Below are 18,123 nucleotides of genomic sequence, written 5' to 3'. Positions count from 1 at the left end.
TCATGCTTGTGAATTCCCCCGACTCAGTCATAGCGTGAGCTGATGCGTTTCCAGGATCGCCCCAATTCCTATCGGCCGCAGTTCAGCGGCTCGCCGTTCGGCCGCCGCTTCTCCGGCCTATTGCCCTGGATGTTCGTAGTGGGCATCGCGCTGGCCGTCGTGCTCACATTCCGCCATGGAACGCACTGGCCTGTTCCCGATACTGATCGCACTGGAGATGCCGAGATCGTTCTTCAGCAGACCGGCCACGCGGATGTGCGTCCCGTCGAATTCATCCGCGCCATCGATGGCGACACTTTTCTCGCCCGTGTTCGTCTGCACGAGGGACGCGATCCCGTGGTCCGCATTCGGCTGCGCGGCATCGATGCGCCCGAATTGAAAGCATCCTGCCAGGAGGAGCTGGACAAGGCCGAAGCTGCGGCCCGTGCCTTGCGCGATCTGCTCGGCCAGGGCGGAGTGACCATTACCAATCTCGCTCCCGACAAATACGGCCGAGTCCTCGCCGACGTCGCGACCCGGCGGACTGCGAACGTTTCGGCGGCACTGCTCGCCGGCGGCTTCGTGCGCAGCTACAATGGCGGCCATCGCGACGGCTGGTGCGCGCGCGGCTGGCGGTTCTGGCAATAAAAAGGCCGCGTCGAAGACGCGGCCTTTCATTTCATCTCGGCTGATTCAGGCGATCAGCGCGTCACGACCACCGTCGTGCCGACGGAGACGCGGCCGTAGAGATCGGTGATGTCGTCGTTGAGCATGCGGATGCAGCCATAGGAGACGAAGCCCCCGATCGAGCCCGGCACGTTGGTGCCATGGATCGCATATTCGCCGCCGGCGAGCGTCATCGCCGCAACGCCCATCGGGTTGCGCGGCGAGCCGCCCGGAATGACGTCGGGGATACCAGGCTTGTCGCGCTTCACCTCGGCGGGCGGCGCCCAGGCCGGATTGAGATATTTGCCGTCGATCTTCGTGGTGCCGGCCCACTGCTTGCCGGCTTTGCCGACGCCGACCGGATAGCGCACGGCCTGGCCGTTCCCGAGGATGAGATAAAGCCGCCGCTCGCTGGTTTTGACCACGATGGTGCCCGGCGAATAGTCGGCCAGGTGCGCCCCCACCATTTCCGGCCGCGCCTGCGCCGCCGTCGACGTCAAGGCCCCAGCCGCGATGGTGGCGGCCAGCGCCACCGCAATCCTCATCGACATCGATGCTTCCCCTTGCCCAAATCGGATCGTCCAAAATGACGCAGAACCGGCAATCGTCGCCGCACCAAGCCCTCGTCGATGCTCATTCTTAACGGCGCCCGTTAACCCAATGGTTTCCGCGCGCGGCTGCCGAGGGCAGGCCAGCAGGGGGAACAAAGGAAATGTTCGAAATAAAGTAAATGACCAGAAAACAACACTCGGCGGGAAAGATGCAGGCGCGCTGCCGCGCCCGCTGACAACAGCGTGAGGGTGTGAATGGCCGTTGGTTGAGAGGGACACGCGCTCTCGTGTCCCGGACAAGCGCAGCGAGGCGGACCGCCGATCCGGGACCCAGTTCTTTCTTTCGGTCGATCGCTGGGCCCCGGCTCAGCAGCGCACCGCTGAAGGAGCGCTGCGCTGCGTCCGGGGCACGAACTCGCCTTACGCCGACTTCTTGTTCTGCCGGTTCTTGACGAGATCATCGACAACGGCGGGATCGGCGAGCGTCGAGGTGTCGCCGAGGCTGCCCGGCTCGTCCTCGGCGATCTTGCGCAGGATGCGGCGCATGATCTTGCCGGAGCGGGTCTTGGGCAGGCCCGGGGCGAACTGGATCTGGTCGGGCGAGGCGATCGGGCCGATCTCCTTGCGCACCCAGGTCACGAGCTCCTTGCGCAGTTCGTCGCTCGGCTGCACGCCGGCCATCAGGGTGACATAGGCGTAGATGCCCTGACCCTTGATGTCGTGCGGGAAGCCGACGACGGCGGCTTCCGACACCTTCTCATGCGCGACCAGCGCGCTCTCGACTTCGGCGGTGCCCATGCGGTGGCCGGAGACGTTGATGACGTCGTCGACGCGGCCGGTGATCCAGTAATAGCCGTCGGCGTCGCGGCGGCAGCCGTCGCCGGTGAAGTACTTGCCCTTATAGGTCGAGAAATAGGTCTGCTCGAAGCGGGCATGGTCGCCGTAGACCGTGCGCATCTGGCCCGGCCACGAGCGCGTCAGGCAGAGATTGCCTGATGTCTCGCCTTCCAGCACCTTGCCGTCGGCATCGACGATCTCAGGCACCACGCCGAAGAACGGTTGCGTCGCCGAGCCGGGCTTCAGCTTGGTCGCGCCCGGCAGCGGCGTGATCAGAATGCCGCCGGTCTCGGTCTGCCACCACGTGTCGACGATCGGGCAGCGGTCGTCGCCGACGACGCGGTGATACCACTCCCAGGCTTCGGGATTGATGGGCTCGCCGACCGAGCCGAGCAGACGGAGCGAGGCGCGCGAGGTCTTCTTCACCGGTTCGTCGCCGGACTGCATCAGCGCGCGGATCGCGGTCGGCGCGGTGTAGAAGATGTTGACCTTGTGCTTGTCGATGACGTTCCAGAACCGCGAATTATCCGGATAATTGGGCACGCCCTCGAACATCAGCGTGGTCGCGCCGTTGGCGAGCGGCCCATAGAGGATGTAGCTGTGGCCGGTGACCCAGCCGACGTCGGCGGTGCACCAGTAGATGTCGCCGTCGTGATAGTCGAAGACGTATTGATGCGTCATCGAGGCGAACACGAGATAGCCGCCGGAGGTGTGCAGCACGCCCTTGGGCTGGCCGGTCGAGCCCGACGTGTAGAGGATGAACAGCGGGTCCTCGGCGTGCATGTGCTCGACCGGGCATTCCGTGGTCACCATCGCCGCCGCCTCGTGGTACCAGAGGTCGCGCGTCGGGTTCATGTCGACCTTGGCGCCGGTGCGCTTGACCACGACGACCCAGTCGACGCCGTCGGCCTTGCTGAGCGCCGCATCGACATTGGCCTTCAGCGGCACCTTCTTGCCGCCGCGCAGGCCTTCGTCCGCGGTGATGATCACCTTGGATTGGCAGTCGTTGATGCGTTGGGCGAGGCTGTCAGGCGAGAAGCCCGCGAACACCACGGAGTGGATCGCGCCGATCCGCGCGCAGGCAAGCATCGCGTAAGCAGCTTCCGGGATCATCGGCAGGTAGATGGTGACGCGGTCGCCCTTCCCGACGTTGCGGGTGCGCAGGATGTTGGCCATCCGGCAGACCTCGTCGTGCAGCTCCTTGTAGGTGATGTGCTTGGACTGCGAGGGATCGTCGCCTTCCCAGATGATCGCAGTCTGGTTGGCGCGCGCAGGCAGATGCCGGTCGATGCAGTTGTAGGCGACGTTGAGCACGCCGTCCTCGAACCATTTGATCGAGATGTTGCCCGGCGCGAACGAGACGTTCTCGATTTTAGTCGGCGCCTTCATCCAGTCGATGCGCTTGGCCTGCTCCGCCCAGAAACCGTTCGGGTCCGAGATCGAACGGGCGTACATCTCCTTGTACTTGGCCTGGTCGACCCAGGCGCGCTTCGCCCACTCCGCGGGGATATCGTAGATCTTCTCGGACATGCTTCCCTCCACATGCGGCAAGCTCAGGCAATGCCGGCAGCATCATTCGATGGATTATGCGTCGGGCTAACCGGACCCGACAAGGAGCACAAGCTGGACCTTCGACGGGCAGCCGGCCATGCGGAGGATCAAGGTCTGGGCGGGTCGCTGTCGCAAATCTGAAACAGGGCGACGGGCGCCTTCCGGCTCTTTACCCAAACCGCCAGCAGGGACGCTGCAGACCCCCCATGCGCCGAGGAGAGGTATTTAGCAACCTCTTCTCGCTGATTCGGGACTCGCAATCGTGTTCGGAACACCCTAAATGGCCAACCCGGGTCCAAAGAGACCCCTCGGAACAAAAATCACAACAGCGGCATTGATCGACAACAGGACAGGGCTAAGGCGTAAGACCATGATGGATCAGCAGAATCTCGGGACGATACGGCCCGCTTCAGCCGATCCTGCAGCCATTGCCCTGGCCAAGGCCCTCGGACAATGGCCGAAACCGGGCGGTTTCAGGCGCCCGAGCCCCAAGAAGACCTATGACACGGCGCCTGCGGCGACGGTCGAGGCCCTCGCCAAGGAGCTCGGCTTGCGGCTCGGCGACCAAAACGAGCTGACCATCCGTCGTATCAGGCGCGGCAAGGGCTATTCCTTCGTCCGTCCCAACGGCGCGCATATCCGCGACGCCCGCACCATCCGGCGGCTGCACGCCATGGCGGTGCCGCCGGCCTATCGCGAGGTGCGCTACTCCGCCGATCCGAACTCGCACCTTCAGGCGGTGGGCCGCGATGCCGCGGGCCGGCTGCAATACCGCTATCACGCCGACTGGGAGAAGGTCCGCGAGCAGCGCAAGGCGCATCGCCTGGCAAAGCTCGTCGGCGCGCTGCCGAAAATTCGGCGCAAGGTCTCGGCGTTCCTGTCAGGGGACGAGCCGACGCGCGAGTTCGCGCTCTCGGCCGTGATCGAGCTGATCGCGCGCACCGCAATCCGCCCCGGCAATGAATCTTACGCCCGCCTCAACGGCACCCGCGGCGCGACCACGCTGCTGAAGTCAAACGTCACGCTGGAAGACGATTGCTTCGTGCTGACCTTCAAGGCCAAGGGTGGCAAGGCGGTGCGCAAAGAGTGCGACGCCGCCAAGCTGGTGCGCGCCATTGGCATTTTGCAGAGCGTTCCCGGCAAGCGCATGTTCCAGTATCGCGATGCCTCCGGCATCGTGCGCGCGGTCAACACCACCCAGGTGAACGCGTTTCTGCGCGAGATTGCCGGCATCAAGATCTCGCTGAAAGATTTCCGCACGCTGATGGCGTCCGCCGTCGTGGTGGAATCGCTGTCGCGGATCACGCCGGCGAGCAGCCAGCGCGGCCGCAAGAAGCAGGTGCTGGATGCGATCCGCGCCGCCGCCGACCAGCTCTCCAACACGCCGGCGATCTGCCGCAAGAGCTACGTCCACGACACCATCGTCACCGCCTTCGAGGATGGCATCCTCGAGCGCTTCGCCGCGACCATGACGGGTCAGCGCTCGCAGGCCAGGCGCGAGCAGTTGCTGGCGCAGGTGGTGGCAACCGCGGCGGTGTAACGAAGTGACGCTCTCGTAGGGTGGGCAAAGCGAAGCGTGCCCACCATTTGCCCATGGTGACGGGTGGTGGGCACGGCGCGAAGAGCGCGCCGTTGCCCACCCTACGAGAGCTACTTCTTATCTGACACACCCTTGTCCGGACCGGGATCGCCGCCTGCGGCTGCGATCGTGAGCCGCTCAAGGTAGTGCGCCCAACCCGTTGCATGAGCGGCCGCCTGCGCTTCGTTCGGCAGGCCGCTGTGGGTCATGCGCAGCAGCGTGCCGCCGTCCTGCTCGATCAGGTCGATCTCGATCAGGCTCGAGCCGGGCGGCACTTCCTGACCGCCCTCCCACCCGAACGTGTAGGCCAGACGATGCACCGGCACGACCTCGCGGAACGCGCCGCGGGCGGCGGCGCCGTCCGGGCTGACGCCCTTGAGCAGGTAGAGCCCGCCGGGATAAGGCTCCGTGGTTGCGTCGGAGCCCATCCAGCTCAGGATCTTTTCGGGGTCGGTGAGGTAGGCGAAGACAGTGGCGCGCGGCGCCGCGATCTGGGTCTCGCGTCGCACTATGAATGGCTCGGGCATCGGCGATCATCCCTGGTCTGACGATGGGACATGGCGGCGGCCCTGCGCTTCGTCAAGGATTGCCCGTGGCAAAGACGGCCCTGTTTCGCCATGATCGCCTGATGCAGCTCTCCCCGACCCTCGCCTGGCTCCTCGATGCGGCCTCGGATTGTCGCGGGGCCGACCACCTGCTCGCGGAGCTCGGCGCGCATCTGGTCGCCGACGGCGTGCCGCTCGCGGCAGGCGCCCTGACGCTGGAGGTGCCGCATCCGCTGATCGCGAAGCGGACCTGGCTGTGGCGTGCCGATAGCGGCCAGGTGATCGAAGCGCTCGGCTTCGCGCCGGGCGGCCTCGCGCCCGATCCACCCGACGACGCCGGCCGCCGCTGGCTGCGCGATATCGCGCGCGGCGAGGTGCATGAAGATGTCGCCGGACGGCCTGCTGGACCGCTGCTCGGCTGGATCGGACCGCGCCCATTCACGGCAGATGAGATCGAGCAATTGCGTCAGGCCGCGCGTTTCGCCGCAACGCCGCTGGCCGTGCTCGCCGCGCGCGCCACCTTGCGGGCAACGCTCGATGCATACCTCGGCACGCGCAGCGCGGAGCGGGTACTGGCGGCGCCTCTGCGCCGCGATCTCGGCGAGACCATCCAGGCCGCACTGCTCTATGCGGACCTGCGCAATTTCACGAGCCTGTCGGAGACCACCCCGCCGGCCGGTGTCATTGCGGCGCTCGATGCCTGGTTTGATCGCATCGCCGGCGCGGTTCACGCCTTCGGCGGCGAGGTGCTGAAATTCATCGGCGACGGCGTGCTCGCGATCTTTCCGGTGCTCGAGGCGTCACCGCGCCGCGCCTGCGATGCCGCGCTGCGCGCGGCAAGCGCAGCCGAAGCGGGCATGGCGTACCTCAACAAGGAGCGCCGCGCGCAAGGGCTGCCGCCTTTGTCGTTTGGCGCCGCGCTCCATCTCGGCGAGATGCTCTGGGGCAATATCGGCGCCGCCAACCGGCTCGACTTCACCGCGATCGGCCCCGCCGTCAATCTCGCCAGCCGTCTGGAGGGATTGTGCAAGCCGCTGGGCCGGACGGTGCTGGTGTCGGGCGCGCTCGCCGCCGAGACGGAGATGCCGCTGGTTGCGCTCGGGTCGCACTCGCTGCGCGGCATTGCCGCACCGTGCGAGGTGTTTGCGCTGGAGGAATCGCAAGCCCGGATATCGTAGCCCGGATGGAGCGAAGCGTAATCCGGGATCGGGCTTCAATCGAGACTTTCCCGGATTGCGCTGCGCTCCATCCGGGCTACGAAACGACGTAACTACAGCCCGCCCATCTTGCAGACGAGCTTCCACTCCTCCGCCGTCACCGGCTGCACCGACAGGCGCGAATATTTCACCAGCGCCATATCCGCGAGCTTCTTCTCCGCCTTGATCGCGACCATCGTCACCGGCGTCTTCAAGGGTTTGTCGGCCTTGATGTCGACGCAGACGAATTTGCCGGTCTTGTCGGTTGGATCGGGATAGGCCTCCTTGATGATCTCGGCGATGCCGACGATCTCCTTGCCCTCGTTGGAATGATAGAAGAACGCCTTGTCGCCCTTCTTCATGTTCACGAGGTTCTGACGCGCGGTGAAATTGCGCACGCCGGTCCAGGCCTCGCCCTTGGCGCCCTTCGCAACCTGCTGGTCCCAGGACCACACCGACGGTTCGGATTTCACGAGCCAGTACGCCAAGCTTATTCCTCCGCCTTGAAGGGGCGCGTCATCAGCGCCGAGATCGCGGCATCGATCGTGCTTCGGCCGCTCAGGATCGATGCGACCGCCTCGGATACCGGCAATTCGATGTCTTGCGAAGCCGCGAGCTCGATCAGCACGGGGGCGGTGAACTCACCCTCGGCGAGCTTGCCGGCGGGCGGCTGCTCGCCGCGTCCGAGCGCGAGGCCGAGCGCGAAATTGCGCGATTGCGGGCTCGAGCAGGTCAGAATGAGATCACCGAGGCCCGACAGGCCGGTGAGCGTCTCGCTGCGTGCGCCGAGCGCACGGCCGAGGCGCGTCAGCTCGGCAAAGCCGCGGGTCGTGAGCGCCGCCTGCGCGGAGGCGCCGAGCTTGCGCCCGACCGCAATGCCGACCGCGATCGCCAGCACGTTCTTGGCGGCGCCACCGATCTCGACGCCGCGAATGTCGGTGGAGTGATAGGGGCGGAATGTCGGCGAGCCCAGCGCCTGCACCAGGCTGCTGGCGAGCGCCTCATCGCTTGCCGCCAGGGTCACTGCCGTCGGCAGGCCGCGTGCGACGTCGTCGGCAAAGCTCGGCCCCGACAGGATCGCCGGCCGCGCGTGCGGCGCGGCCTCGGCGATCACGTCGGTCATGAACTTGTGGGTGCCGTGCTCGATACCCTTGGCGCAGGCGACGATCGGCACCGCTTTCGTGATGTGCGAGGCCAGCATGTTGACGGCACCGCGCAAATGTTGCGCCGGCGTCGCGATCAGCAGCATGTCGGCACGCGCGGCGAGCGCCAGATCGCTCGTCACGACGATCTCAGGCACGATCCGAATCCCGGGCAGCCGCGGATTGTCGCGCGTCGATGCGATCCGCACGCTATGTTCGGCATTGCGTGCCCACAGCGTCACGTTTCGCCCTGCTCGCGCCGCCACCGTCGCCAGCGCCGTACCCCAGGCGCCCGCGCCGATCACTGCGACGGATTGGAACGCGGCCATCCCTAGAATCCCGCCCGAGTCTTGCCGTAGCCCGCGGGCGCCGTCGCGTTGGCATCGAGCAGCCAGCGTGCGCGCGGCTGCGCGTCCATCGTGTCGGTCAGGCCGAGCGCCAGGCGCTCGGCGCCGGCCCAGGCGATCATGGCCCCGTTGTCGGTGCACAGCGCGGGCGGTGGCATGATCAGCTGCGTCCCGGCCTGCCTCGCGACATCGTCAAGCGCGCCGCGGATCGCCTGATTGGCGGCGACGCCGCCGGCGGCGACCAGCGCGCGCGGTGCGCCGAACTGCTCGCGGAAAAGCTTCAGGCCGACGCTCAGCCGGTCGGCCGTTGAATCGAGCACGGCGGCCTGGAAGCTCGCGCAGAGATCGCTGATGTCCTGCGGCATGAGCTCGGCCAGCCGGCTCGCTTCGGTGCGCACCGCCGTTTTCAGTCCCGACAGCGAGAAATTGGCATCGGGGCGCCCCTGCATCGGCCGGGGAAACGCAAAGCGCGTGGCATCGCCGCCTGCCGCCGCGCGCTCGACCTGCGGGCCGCCGGGATAGGGCAGGCCCAGCATCTTCGCGACCTTGTCGAAGGCCTCGCCGATGGCGTCGTCGACCGTGGTGCCGAGCCGCACATATTGGCCGACGCCGGTGACCGCGACGATCTGGGTATGGCCGCCGGAGGCGAGGAAGAGGCAATAGGGAAATTCGATGCCGTCGGTGAGACGCGGCGTCAGCGCATGCGCTTCGAGATGGTTCACCGCGACCAGCGGCGTGTCGTGCACCATCGCGATCGCCTTCGCGGTGGTGAGTCCGACGATGACGCCGCCGATCAGCCCGGGCCCCGCGGCCGCCGCGACGCCGTCGAGCTGAGCATACTCGATGCCGGCCTCGTTCATGGCGCGATCGATAATCCCATCGAGCACGTCGACATGCGCGCGCGCGGCGATCTCCGGCACCACGCCGCCGAAGCGGGCATGCTCGGCGATCTGCGACCGCACGATGTTGGACAGGATCTTGCCCTTGCCGTCGGCCGCGCGTTCGATCACGGCCGCGGCGGTCTCGTCGCAGGTGGTTTCGATGCCCAGCACCAGCATTGGCGAATTGTTATCCAATTTGCGCCCTTGCGCTCATCCATAAAGCAGAGTTCTGGTACGTCCGGTAGCATCCCGGGGTCGGCTTGCGCAATCGTCACGCGCAGCCGTTCTGGTCAATGCGTCACCGCCAAATGGTCCGGGAACAGCAGCGATGTCCATTCTTGTCACACGGCCGCATCCCGACAATGCGGCGACGGCGGACAATCTGCGCACGCGCGGGCATGCGGTACTGCTTGCGCCGGCACTCAAGCTCGAGCCGGTCGCCTTCCAAGGCGAGAGCGAAGTTTCTTATGATGCCGTTCTCGTCACCTCGGCCAACGCGATTCGCGCCATAGCGCCGCAATTGCCGGACCTCGGTCTGCTGGAGCTACCATTGTACGCGGTCGGCGAACATACGGCTGCAGCGGCGCGAGAGGCTGGTTTTGCCGAGGTGATCGTCGCCGGGGGCGACGCAGCGTCCTTGCGCGACAAGGTGATGCAGAGCGCGTGCGACAAGGTGCTGAAGAAAAACAGCACGCTGCTGTATCTCGCCGGCGCGGATCTGTCGCGCGACCTCGGCGGCGAGCTCGGCGCGGGAGGTTTCCGCGTGGTGACGCAGACGACCTACCGCATGGCGCCGGTGAAGCATCTGCCGCGCGAGGTGTGCGAGGGCTTTGCCGCCCACGGGATCGAGGCGGTGCTGCACTACTCCCGGCGTAGCGCACGTGCGTTCCTCGATGCGGCGCGGGACGAAGGTGTCGAAATTTCGGCGCTGGCGATCCCGCATTGCTGCCTGTCCGAGACCGTTGCGGGCGTGCTGCGCGATGCCGGCGCGTCACAGGTTCTGGTGGCCGCAACGCCGGACGAAACTGCCTTATTCGACACCTTGGAGCGTGCGTTGCGGACCCGTTTGGCGTAAAGGTCGGGCCGAATCCGACGCAATCTAATCCATCCCTGGTATGGAAGTGTGAGGAACCGTCACGATGGCCGACGACAAGCCTGAAGACGCTGGATTGGCGCCCGAGCCGGGTCGTGCCAAGCGCACCCCGCCCACCATCGACCTCGAGGCGACGGAAGTCTCGACCCAGCCGCAGCAGGTCGCGGGCGAGCCCGAGGCATCCGAGCACGTCGCGCAGGAGCCGGCCAGGGTGGAGGAGCCCGGCTCGGAACAGGTCAAGGCCGAGCCTCAGTCCGAATCGGCAGAGCAGCAGGCCTCCGCGGCGGCGCCTGTATCGGCGCCGATTTCCCCCTGGATCATCGCGCCGTTCTCCGGCGTTGCCGCGGCTGCGGTCGTGATCGCAGTCGGCTGGATGCTGGGCTGGCCCGCGGTGCAGGCCCCGCCGGCCGCGCCGCAGGTCACCAGTGCGACCGTCGATGTGCTGAGCGGACGCGTTGCCGCGGTCGAAGCCAGGGCCGCGAGGCCCGCGGCCGATCCGGCCCAAGTCGCGCGGATCGACGCGTTGGAGAAAGCGGCGAGCGCACTGCGCGGCGACATCGCCAATTTGCGCGCGCAGTTCGACAAGACGGCGAGCGCGCTGAACGATGCGAAATCCGCACCGCCGAGTGCCGCGCCCGATCTTGCCGCGCTCACCGACCGCATCGCTCAGCTCGAGCGCGCGAGCAAGACCGAGCGGGCCGAGCTCGCGCAGCAGGGCGAGAAGATCGCCGAGGCCAAGACGATGGACGACAAGCCGCTACGCTATGTGGTGGCGGCGTCCCTGCTCGACGTTGCCGTTCGCCACGGCGATCCCTATCAATCGCAACTGGCCGCGGCGCGGTCGCTGGCGACCAAGCCCGATATGCTGAAGCCGCTCGAGGTGTTTGCATCGTCCGGCATCCCGACATCGGCTGCTCTGAGCCGCGAGCTCCTCAATATCGTGCCGAAGCTGTCGCCGCCGGCTGAAGCTCCGTCGAGCGAGGCCGGCATTGTCGAGCGGCTCCAGGCGGGCGCGTCGAAGCTCGTGCGGATCGAGCGCACCGATGGCGTCGGCAACGATCGCGGCGCTATCGTGACGCGCGTCACGGCGGCGGCGCTCCGCAGCGATTTCGCCGAAGCGCGGCGCGAGCTGAAGACGCTGCCCGAGGCTGATCGCGCCCCGGCGCAGGCCTGGCTCGACAAAGCCGACGCCCGCGACGCCGCGCTCGCCGCGTCCCGCAAATTCGCCGACGATGCCATGGCGGATCTCGCCAAATCTACTCAATAAGATTCGCGCAACAATCGGCGCGTATAGGGATCGACCATGCTTCGCATCGTCCTCTTTCTCGTCTTGATCGCACTGGCGGCGGCCGGCGCGGCCTGGGTCGCCGACCAGCCCGGCGATCTCGTCCTGACCGCGGGCAGCTTCCGCATCTCGACGACGCTGCCGAGGTTCGTGTTCTTGCTCGGCCTCTTCGCCGCTTCCGTCGTGCTGGTCTGGAGCATCCTGACGATGATCTGGCGCATGCCAGGGCGCTTGCGCCGCCGCCGTCATGACAAGCGCCATGCCCGCGGTCGTCATGCCATCACCCATGGCCTGCTCGCGATCGGCCACGGCGATTCCGCGCTCGCGCGCCGGCACGCCGAGGCGGCGCGGCGGCATGCACCGAACGATCCGCTCGCGCTGCTTTTGCACGCGCAGTCGGCGCAGCTCGAAGGCAATCGCGACGAGGCGCAGCGCGTCTTCCGCGCCATGGCCGAACGCGAGGATACGCGGCTGCTCGGCCTGCGCGGTCTCTTCATCGAGGCGCAGCGCGCCGATGATGCGGTCGGCGCCGTGATGATCGCGGAGGAAGCGATCAAGCTGTCGCCGTCCGCGACCTGGGCCTCGCACGCGGTGCTCGGCTTCCGCTGCGCGCGCGGCGATTGGAGCGGCGCGCTCGCGATCCTCGATTCGAATCTGTCCGCGGGCCTGATCGACAAGCCGACCTATCGCCGGCAGCGCGGTGTGCTGCTCGCCGCGCGTGCGCTGGAGCTGGAAACGATGGACCGCGACGTCGCGCGCGAGAGCGTGATGGAGGCGGTCAAGCTCGCGCCGACCCTGGTGCCGGCGGCCGTGCTCGCGGCAAAATTCGAGAGCGAGGCGCATCAGGTGCGCCGCGCCATGAAGATGGTCGAAGCCGCCTGGCTCGCCAATCCGCATCCAGATCTCGCGGATGCCTATGCGCATGTGAAGCTCGGCGATTCCGCATGGCACCGCTTGCAGCGGGTGGAGACCCTCGCCGCGAAGACCCCCGCCGACAAGCCCGGTTATGTCGAAGGGCAGCTCGCGATCGCGCGTGCTGCGATCGAGGCCTCGGAGTTCGCCCGCGCACGCGAGGTGCTCTCGCCTTATCTCAAGGATCCGACCCAGCGCGTCGCGCTGCTGATGGCCGAGCTCGAGCGCACAGAGCATGGTGACGGCGGCCGCGCCCGCGCCTGGACCTTGCGCGCGGTGCGCGCCCGGCTCGATCCCGCCTGGACCGCGGACGGCTATGTCAGCGACCGCTGGCGTCCGGTCTCCCCGGTCACCGGCCGCCTCGATGCGTTCCAGTGGCAGGCGCCGGTCGCGAGCCTGCCCTCGGACAAGGGCCCCACGCTCGAATCCTCGGCCTTCGAGGAAGCCATGCTGGCCGCTCCGCCGCCGAAGCGGGTCACCGCCGCTCCCAGCGAAGCCGCGGTGGAACCGCCGGAGGTGGCCCCGCTGCCGGCACCGGCCGCGCAGGACAATTCACCCCCTCAGGCCAAGGACGCCGCGAAGGAGGCTGCCAAGGAAGTGGCCAAGGAGACTGGGGAGCAAACTGCGAAGGTCGACGAGCCGGTCGTCACGCCCGCCGAGCCGGCGAATCCGGCTCCGGCGCCCGCCGAATCATCGCCGCCGGCGCCGACGCCGGTCTTCCGGACCCGCGCCGACCTCAGTAAGCCCACCTCGGCGCCGACCCAGACCGTCATCCCGATCGTCCGCGCACCGGACGATCCCGGGATCGACGACGACGGCCCAAGCGACGAATTTACGGAACAAATCGGCACGCCCAAAGCCCAGGCGGGCGGCTGGCGCGGATTCTGGTCCCGCTGGGGCGCGTGAGCGGTATTTCGCCTCCCGCTTGTCCTTGCCAATTCGGGCCATGCCCGATATCAGGGGCGCGCGTATCGGGGCCGGCATTGCTTTGGTCCCGGCAGGTTCGCCGCAATAGCTCAGTCGGTAGAGCACGTCATTCGTAATGACGGGGTCGGGGGTTCGAATCCCTCTTGCGGCACCAGCGCCCCGGTTCATCCGATCCCCAAGCGCTCCGATCGACCAGGCATCAGGCTCGCTCAGCTGCGTGATCGCGATCACATAATCGCAGCCATGGCTCCCCTACCGTCCGTCACGCCAACACGGGGAGACCTCACATGCGCAAGATCATTCTGATTGCCGCCATGCTCCTGGCTTCTGCCTCCGCCCAGGCAGGCGGCTCCCGCGGCCTGTCGCTCGCCGCGGCAGACGAGCAGACCTCCACTCCGCAAACTGCGACATCGGCGAGCACCGTGACCACGCACGTGAGCGAAGCCGCGCCGGCCACCGAGGCTCCGAAATATTCCGATCGTCCGCCGGCGGTGTCGCTCTCCGCGCCGGCTGCGGTGAGCGCTCCGACGGCGACCGCACCTACGACGGCCGCGCCGGTCATGACGGCCAAGCCCGCATCGAAGAGCGCAGCAAGGTCAGACAAGCCGAAGCCCAAGCGCAGCTGGACCGAGCGCCGCATCATCAGCGAACTGCATCGCCACGGCATCTATTGGTAGGCCGCAGACCAGTACCCCGATCTCGCCGTCATGCCCGGGCTTGACCCGCCTGCGCGGCCGAAGCCGCTTCGGCGCGGTGAAGGCCCGGGCATCCACGTCTTCGCGCCTGATCCAAAAACGTGGATGGCCGGGACAAGCCCGGCCATGACGCGAGAGTTTCGATTTGACGCGCTTATTGCGAGACCGTCTGGACCACACTGGCGATCGGGCGCGTGTTCGTGCCTGCGGTCGGCACCTTCATGTCCTTCATCAGCGCCTCGTCATATTCCGGCAGCGTCTGGAGGCTCGTCTTGGCCTTCATCTGCACGACCTTGTAACCGCCGGCCTTCAGCCGCGCGAGCAGCGTCGGCAGGGCGAGGCCCGTGTTCTTCTGGAAGTCGTGCATCAGGATGATGCCCTTGCCGAGCTTGTCCAGCCTCGTCATCACGGTCTCGACGATCTTCTCCGGCGTCGCGCCCTTCCTGAAGTCGAAGGAGTCGATTTCGGTCGAGAACATCGCGACGTTGCGGGTGCCGAAATAGCTCACCATCGCCGGATTGTGCTGAAGCTGCGGAAAGCGGAAGAACGGCGCCGGATTGGTGCCGAGCGCGAATTTCACCGCGCTGAAGCCCTTCTCGACCTCGTCCTTGACCTGCTGCTCGGTCAACTTCTTGCTGTTCAGATTGACATGCGACCAGGTGTGCGTGCCCACCGTGTGGCCCTGGGCCAGCACCTGCTTCAGGATCTCCGGATGGTAGGTCGCGTGCTTGCCGACCGAGAAGAACAGGCCCTTGGTGCATTCGTCCGCGAGCGCCTTCAACACCGTAGGCGTGTTGACCGGCCACGGACCGTCGTCGAAGGTCAGCACGACCTCCTTCTCGGTCAGGAAGTCGAACTGCTTGAAATGCTCGAAGCCGAAGCCGGGACCGCCCGTCGTGTCGATCTCGACGACGCGGGACACACCCAGCGCGTTCGGATTGGCGCAGGCCTGCCTCGGCTGCATCGGCATGACCGGCACGGGGGCAGGTGCTGGAGCTGCAGCGGCCGGCTTGGCCGCGACGGCCGCGGTGGTCTCGACGTCGTCCTTGGCGGCGAGCTTCGCCTGTGCCGGCAATGGGTCGGCGGCACGGGCGGCAACTGTCTTGGGAGCGCCCTGGTCGGCGCGCGCGGAATAATAAAACCAACCGCCGGCGGCGATCACGACCGCCGCAACTACACTGGCCAGCATCAGGCCCAACGCATTACGCATCGCTACTCTTTCCAATTACGCAACCAAACCGGCGGAATTTCCCGCGCGACGAGCCATTAATGCGAAGTAAGAGTTAACGTGACACCAACACGACAGCGGTTGCGAAGGAATTTCAGTGGGCTGCGTCTGAGTGACTGAGATCACAGAGGACGGGTCTCCCGTGAGCGTCATCACAGTGGAAACGGTTTTGCCGGAGCATCGTAGCTCCCATCGACAACGGGCCCCGCTGTGGCGGCGCCAATGGGAGCTTCAAATGACCAAGTCGTTTACCGGCAAGATCCGCGACACCAGCCTGGCCCTGGGCTTTGCCGCCATCGTCTCGATCGCTTCGACGGGCGCGAGCTTCGCCTTCTCGGCCGAGGCGCAGCAGATGTGCACGGGCGATGCCTTCCGTCTCTGCTCGGCCGAGATCCCCAATATCCCGAAGATCACCGCGTGCATGATCAAGCATCGCTCGGACCTCAGCGCCGGCTGCCGCGCGGTGATGGACAAGACCCTCGCCAAGGGCGCTTCGCGCAAGGTCGCTGACGCTCAGGACACACAGTAACCAAGACGCCGGCGGTTGCGCCGGCATCTCCCCTCGCCATGTCCCTCGGCATGAAGCCAGGGTGATGCGGCGGCGCCCTGTAGCTAGTCAACAAAGCCGTTGCAGGTGCGTGATCGTCGCACTAGCTTCGCCCGCACGTCTTTCCGGGTAAGAGGCAATTGCGCAATGACCAGACTGCTGTTCGTTACTTTGCTCCTGTGCGCATCGAGCGCCTCCGCACAACAGCAGCCCGGCCATGATGCCTGCGCGCGCGACGTCACGCGCTTCTGCCGCGCGGTGATGAACAATGGCGATGGCGCCGTGCTCGCCTGCCTGAAGCAGAACCGCACCCGCCTCAGCAAGGGCTGCGACAAGGTGCTGACGGATCATGGGCAGTGATCGTCATTCCGGGGCGCGCCGTTAGGCGAGAGCCCGGAATCCATCAGGCGGCAAATTCCTGAGAGAAATGGATTCCGGGCTCGCGCTTCGCGCGCCCCGGAATGACGAAAGACCTACGTACTGCTTCCCGCCGCGGTCGCGACCACCGGCAGCACCTCGCTGTTGGCGCGGTCCGGCGTGTCGTCCTTCCAGCGCACCGAACCGAATGGGCGCTCCAGCATGCGGCGGATCCGCACCGGCTCGGGACCGATGTGGAAATCGATCGCCTGCTGATGCAGCGCGCGTTCGGACTGGGTCGCCCGGTTGCGCTGACGCAAATAGTCGAGCCAGGTCGGGCAGTGATAGCGCTCGGTCCACAGCTCGGGGTCGGCGATGTCGCGCGCGATCGACCAGCCATAGGCGCCATTGCGTTGGCGGGAGAGCTGCACATCCTGCATCACGTTGTGGAACGCGCGCGCGTTCTCTTGCGCGACGCGATATTCGATCTCGACCACGAGGGGCCCGCTGCGTCCGGTCAGCGACAGCTTCACTTCGGGATCGGCCAGCATGTCCGCATCCTCGTTGCGGGCGCCGACGCGCGGCATCGTAAGCCAGATGCCGAGCAGCGGCGAGATCAGCATCAGGCCGGCTGCCGTCAGCAGCGCGATCTCGACGCCGGCATAGTCGGTGAGATGGCCCCAGCCCCAGGCGCCAATCGCGATGCCGCCGGCGATCGCGGCCTGGAACGCCGCGAGCGAGCGGCCCGCGACCCAGCGCGGCGCCGAGAGCTGCACGCCGATGTTGAACAGCGCGATCGCCGCCATCCAGACCGCGCCGCCTAGCACCAGCGCGGCCGCCGTCAGCACCGGCTCCGTGCTCAGGGCGAGGGCGGCCATGGCGAAGGCCATCGTGATGGTGCAGGCGCGGATCGCAGCCTCGCCGCTCATGCGCTTCCGCAATTCGTGAATGTTGAGCGCGCCGATCACGGCGCCCATGCCGAAGGCGCCGAGCATGATGCCATACATCTGCGCGCCGCCATGCAGCAGGTCGCGCGCGACCAGCGGCATCAGCGCCATCACGGCGCCGCCGATCAGGCCCATCACCAGCGTGCGCAACAGCACGATCTTGATCGGCGGCGAATTGGTGATGTAACGCACGCCCGAAACCATGGCACGGTTGAGCTTCTCCCGCGGCAGGCGCGACGCCTCGGTGTTTCGGCGCCAGAGCAGCAGCACCACCAGCAGCGGCAGATAGAGAATCGCGTTGCAGGCGAACGCCGCCACCGCACCGAGCGCAGCGACGATGACGCCGCCGACCGCCGGGCCGAAGCTGCGCGCGATGTTGTAGCTGATGCCGTTCAACGCCACCGCGGACGCCAATGCCTCGGGTGGCACTTGTTCGCTGACCGAGGACTGCCAGGCCGGGCCGAACAGCGCATTGCCGCTGCCGACGATGAAGCAGAAGGCGAGCAGCAATTCCGGGGTGATCAGGTTGAAGCCGGCCAGCACGGTGAGCACACTCGCGCCGATCAGCGCGATCGACAGCGAAATCACGCTGACGATGCGACGGTCATACATGTCGGCGATGGCGCCGGCCGGCATCGAGATCAGCATGATCGGCAGCATGAGCGCGGTCTGCACCAGGGCCACCTTGTCTGCCGAGGCCGCCATCTGCGTCATCGCCCAGGCCGCACCCACGCCCTGGATCAGGAGGCCGAGATTGGAGAGCAGGCTGGCGAGCCAGATCCGCCGGAACACGGTGTACCGCAGGGGCGCAGTGATGCCGTCGGCGGCCATTTTCGGGCGGTTCGGCTGCTCGGTCAT

At 66.8% G+C, this 18,123-nt stretch carries 17 protein-coding genes and 1 tRNA gene; 10 read left to right on the top strand and 8 right to left on the bottom strand.

The window, feature by feature from the left end:
- Positions 1 to 42: 42 nt before the first annotated feature.
- Entirely contained in the window at positions 43 to 627 is a 585-nt protein-coding gene (locus tag ACM43_RS23640; RefSeq protein WP_157285121.1) for a thermonuclease family protein, read from the top strand.
- 53 nt (positions 628 to 680) lie between these two features.
- Here the strand turns inward: ACM43_RS23640 and ACM43_RS23635 are convergent, their stop codons facing one another.
- Both ACM43_RS23635 and acs read right to left on the bottom strand, forming a co-directional pair.
- Entirely contained in the window at positions 681 to 1,196 is a 516-nt protein-coding gene (locus tag ACM43_RS23635) for a L,D-transpeptidase (RefSeq protein ID WP_036024233.1), read from the bottom strand.
- Positions 1,197 to 1,616: 420 nt separating this feature from the next.
- Entirely contained in the window at positions 1,617 to 3,563 is a 1,947-nt protein-coding gene (acs, locus tag ACM43_RS23630; RefSeq protein WP_157285120.1) for an acetate--CoA ligase, read from the bottom strand.
- 391 nt (positions 3,564 to 3,954) lie between these two features.
- Between acs and ACM43_RS23625 the strand changes: the two genes are divergently transcribed.
- Positions 3,955 to 5,124, top strand: coding sequence for a DNA topoisomerase IB (locus ACM43_RS23625; RefSeq protein WP_271543173.1), 1,170 nt, complete (start codon positions 3,955 to 3,957; stop codon positions 5,122 to 5,124).
- A 110-nt stretch (positions 5,125 to 5,234) separates the two neighbouring features.
- Here the strand turns inward: ACM43_RS23625 and ACM43_RS23620 are convergent, their stop codons facing one another.
- Positions 5,235 to 5,690, bottom strand: coding sequence for an SRPBCC family protein (locus ACM43_RS23620; protein ID WP_036002934.1), 456 nt, complete (start codon positions 5,688 to 5,690; stop codon positions 5,235 to 5,237).
- Positions 5,691 to 5,791: 101 nt separating this feature from the next.
- On the opposite strand from ACM43_RS23620, the gene ACM43_RS23615 reads away from it, so the two are divergent.
- Positions 5,792 to 6,886: an adenylate/guanylate cyclase domain-containing protein gene (locus tag ACM43_RS23615; RefSeq protein WP_271543684.1), complete on the top strand. Its 1,095-nt coding sequence runs from the start codon at positions 5,792 to 5,794 to the stop codon at positions 6,884 to 6,886.
- Between the two features lie 92 nt (positions 6,887 to 6,978).
- Here the strand turns inward: ACM43_RS23615 and ACM43_RS23610 are convergent, their stop codons facing one another.
- From ACM43_RS23610 to tsaD, 3 genes are read right to left on the bottom strand one after another with little or no spacing between them, the layout of a single operon-like run.
- The gene (locus ACM43_RS23610; RefSeq protein ID WP_271543172.1) at positions 6,979 to 7,392 is read right to left on the bottom strand and encodes an EVE domain-containing protein; all 414 of its coding nucleotides are present in this window, start codon (positions 7,390 to 7,392) and stop codon (positions 6,979 to 6,981) included.
- A 2-nt stretch (positions 7,393 to 7,394) separates the two neighbouring features.
- Entirely contained in the window at positions 7,395 to 8,375 is a 981-nt protein-coding gene (locus ACM43_RS23605) for an NAD(P)H-dependent glycerol-3-phosphate dehydrogenase (RefSeq protein ID WP_271543171.1), read from the bottom strand.
- Between the two features lie 2 nt (positions 8,376 to 8,377).
- On the bottom strand, positions 8,378 to 9,445 hold the full coding sequence (tsaD, locus tag ACM43_RS23600) for a tRNA (adenosine(37)-N6)-threonylcarbamoyltransferase complex transferase subunit TsaD (RefSeq protein ID WP_271543682.1): 1,068 nt from the start codon (positions 9,443 to 9,445) through the stop codon (positions 8,378 to 8,380).
- Between the two features lie 157 nt (positions 9,446 to 9,602).
- Here tsaD and ACM43_RS23595 point away from each other — a divergent pair, with 157 nt between their 5' ends.
- The 5 genes from ACM43_RS23595 to ACM43_RS23575 all read left to right on the top strand — a co-directional run bounded on the left by ACM43_RS23595 (position 9,603) and on the right by ACM43_RS23575 (position 14,168).
- On the top strand, positions 9,603 to 10,349 hold the full coding sequence (locus ACM43_RS23595; RefSeq protein WP_271543170.1) for a uroporphyrinogen-III synthase: 747 nt from the start codon (positions 9,603 to 9,605) through the stop codon (positions 10,347 to 10,349).
- 64 nt (positions 10,350 to 10,413) lie between these two features.
- Positions 10,414 to 11,634 carry a COG4223 family protein gene (locus ACM43_RS23590; RefSeq protein WP_271543169.1) on the top strand — a complete coding sequence of 407 codons (1,221 nt, stop codon included), beginning with the start codon at positions 10,414 to 10,416 and terminating at the stop codon, positions 11,632 to 11,634.
- A 36-nt stretch (positions 11,635 to 11,670) separates the two neighbouring features.
- Positions 11,671 to 13,470, top strand: coding sequence for a heme biosynthesis protein HemY (locus ACM43_RS23585; RefSeq protein WP_271543168.1), 1,800 nt, complete (start codon positions 11,671 to 11,673; stop codon positions 13,468 to 13,470).
- A 99-nt stretch (positions 13,471 to 13,569) separates the two neighbouring features.
- Positions 13,570 to 13,645 (top strand) — tRNA-Thr (locus ACM43_RS23580).
- A gap of 133 nt (positions 13,646 to 13,778) precedes the next feature.
- Entirely contained in the window at positions 13,779 to 14,168 is a 390-nt protein-coding gene (locus ACM43_RS23575; protein ID WP_157285113.1) for a hypothetical protein, read from the top strand.
- A 172-nt stretch (positions 14,169 to 14,340) separates the two neighbouring features.
- On the opposite strand, the gene ACM43_RS23570 is transcribed toward ACM43_RS23575, so the two are convergent.
- A complete protein-coding gene (locus tag ACM43_RS23570; protein ID WP_271543166.1) occupies positions 14,341 to 15,396 on the bottom strand; it encodes a polysaccharide deacetylase family protein in 1,056 nt (351 codons plus the stop codon).
- 253 nt (positions 15,397 to 15,649) lie between these two features.
- Between ACM43_RS23570 and ACM43_RS23565 the strand changes: the two genes are divergently transcribed.
- Entirely contained in the window at positions 15,650 to 15,943 is a 294-nt protein-coding gene (locus ACM43_RS23565; protein WP_036038816.1) for a hypothetical protein, read from the top strand.
- Between the two features lie 165 nt (positions 15,944 to 16,108).
- On the top strand, positions 16,109 to 16,321 hold the full coding sequence (locus ACM43_RS23560; protein ID WP_271543163.1) for a hypothetical protein: 213 nt from the start codon (positions 16,109 to 16,111) through the stop codon (positions 16,319 to 16,321).
- A gap of 113 nt (positions 16,322 to 16,434) precedes the next feature.
- On the opposite strand, the gene ACM43_RS23555 is transcribed toward ACM43_RS23560, so the two are convergent.
- A complete protein-coding gene (locus ACM43_RS23555; RefSeq protein ID WP_271543161.1) occupies positions 16,435 to 18,123 on the bottom strand; it encodes an MFS transporter in 1,689 nt (562 codons plus the stop codon).

Source organism: Bradyrhizobium sp. CCBAU 45321, assembly GCF_028128975.1.
Classification (GTDB): domain Bacteria; phylum Pseudomonadota; class Alphaproteobacteria; order Rhizobiales; family Xanthobacteraceae; genus Bradyrhizobium; species Bradyrhizobium yuanmingense.
The sequence above is the reverse complement of the archived record's forward strand: the minus strand, read 5'-3'. Positions and strand labels throughout refer to the sequence as shown.

Excerpts from the sequence above, each read along its gene's own strand:
- ACM43_RS23640 (WP_157285121.1), top strand. The coding sequence starts at position 43 with ATGCGTTTCCAGGATCGCCCCAATTCCTATCGGCCGCAGTTCAGCGGC.
- ACM43_RS23635 (WP_036024233.1), bottom strand. The coding sequence starts at position 1,196 with ATGTCGATGAGGATTGCGGTGGCGCTGGCCGCCACCATCGCGGCTGGG.
- acs (WP_157285120.1), bottom strand. The coding sequence starts at position 3,563 with ATGTCCGAGAAGATCTACGATATCCCCGCGGAGTGGGCGAAGCGCGCC.
- ACM43_RS23625 (WP_271543173.1), top strand. The coding sequence starts at position 3,955 with ATGATGGATCAGCAGAATCTCGGGACGATACGGCCCGCTTCAGCCGAT.
- ACM43_RS23620 (WP_036002934.1), bottom strand. The coding sequence starts at position 5,690 with ATGCCCGAGCCATTCATAGTGCGACGCGAGACCCAGATCGCGGCGCCG.
- ACM43_RS23615 (WP_271543684.1), top strand. The coding sequence starts at position 5,792 with ATGCAGCTCTCCCCGACCCTCGCCTGGCTCCTCGATGCGGCCTCGGAT.
- ACM43_RS23605 (WP_271543171.1), bottom strand. The coding sequence starts at position 8,375 with ATGGCCGCGTTCCAATCCGTCGCAGTGATCGGCGCGGGCGCCTGGGGT.
- ACM43_RS23595 (WP_271543170.1), top strand. The coding sequence starts at position 9,603 with ATGTCCATTCTTGTCACACGGCCGCATCCCGACAATGCGGCGACGGCG.
- ACM43_RS23590 (WP_271543169.1), top strand. The coding sequence starts at position 10,414 with ATGGCCGACGACAAGCCTGAAGACGCTGGATTGGCGCCCGAGCCGGGT.
- ACM43_RS23585 (WP_271543168.1), top strand. The coding sequence starts at position 11,671 with ATGCTTCGCATCGTCCTCTTTCTCGTCTTGATCGCACTGGCGGCGGCC.
- ACM43_RS23575 (WP_157285113.1), top strand. The coding sequence starts at position 13,779 with ATGCGCAAGATCATTCTGATTGCCGCCATGCTCCTGGCTTCTGCCTCC.
- ACM43_RS23570 (WP_271543166.1), bottom strand. The coding sequence starts at position 15,396 with ATGCGTAATGCGTTGGGCCTGATGCTGGCCAGTGTAGTTGCGGCGGTC.
- ACM43_RS23565 (WP_036038816.1), top strand. The coding sequence starts at position 15,650 with ATGACCAAGTCGTTTACCGGCAAGATCCGCGACACCAGCCTGGCCCTG.
- ACM43_RS23560 (WP_271543163.1), top strand. The coding sequence starts at position 16,109 with ATGACCAGACTGCTGTTCGTTACTTTGCTCCTGTGCGCATCGAGCGCC.
- ACM43_RS23555 (WP_271543161.1), bottom strand. The coding sequence starts at position 18,123 with ATGACCGAGCAGCCGAACCGCCCGAAAATGGCCGCCGACGGCATCACT.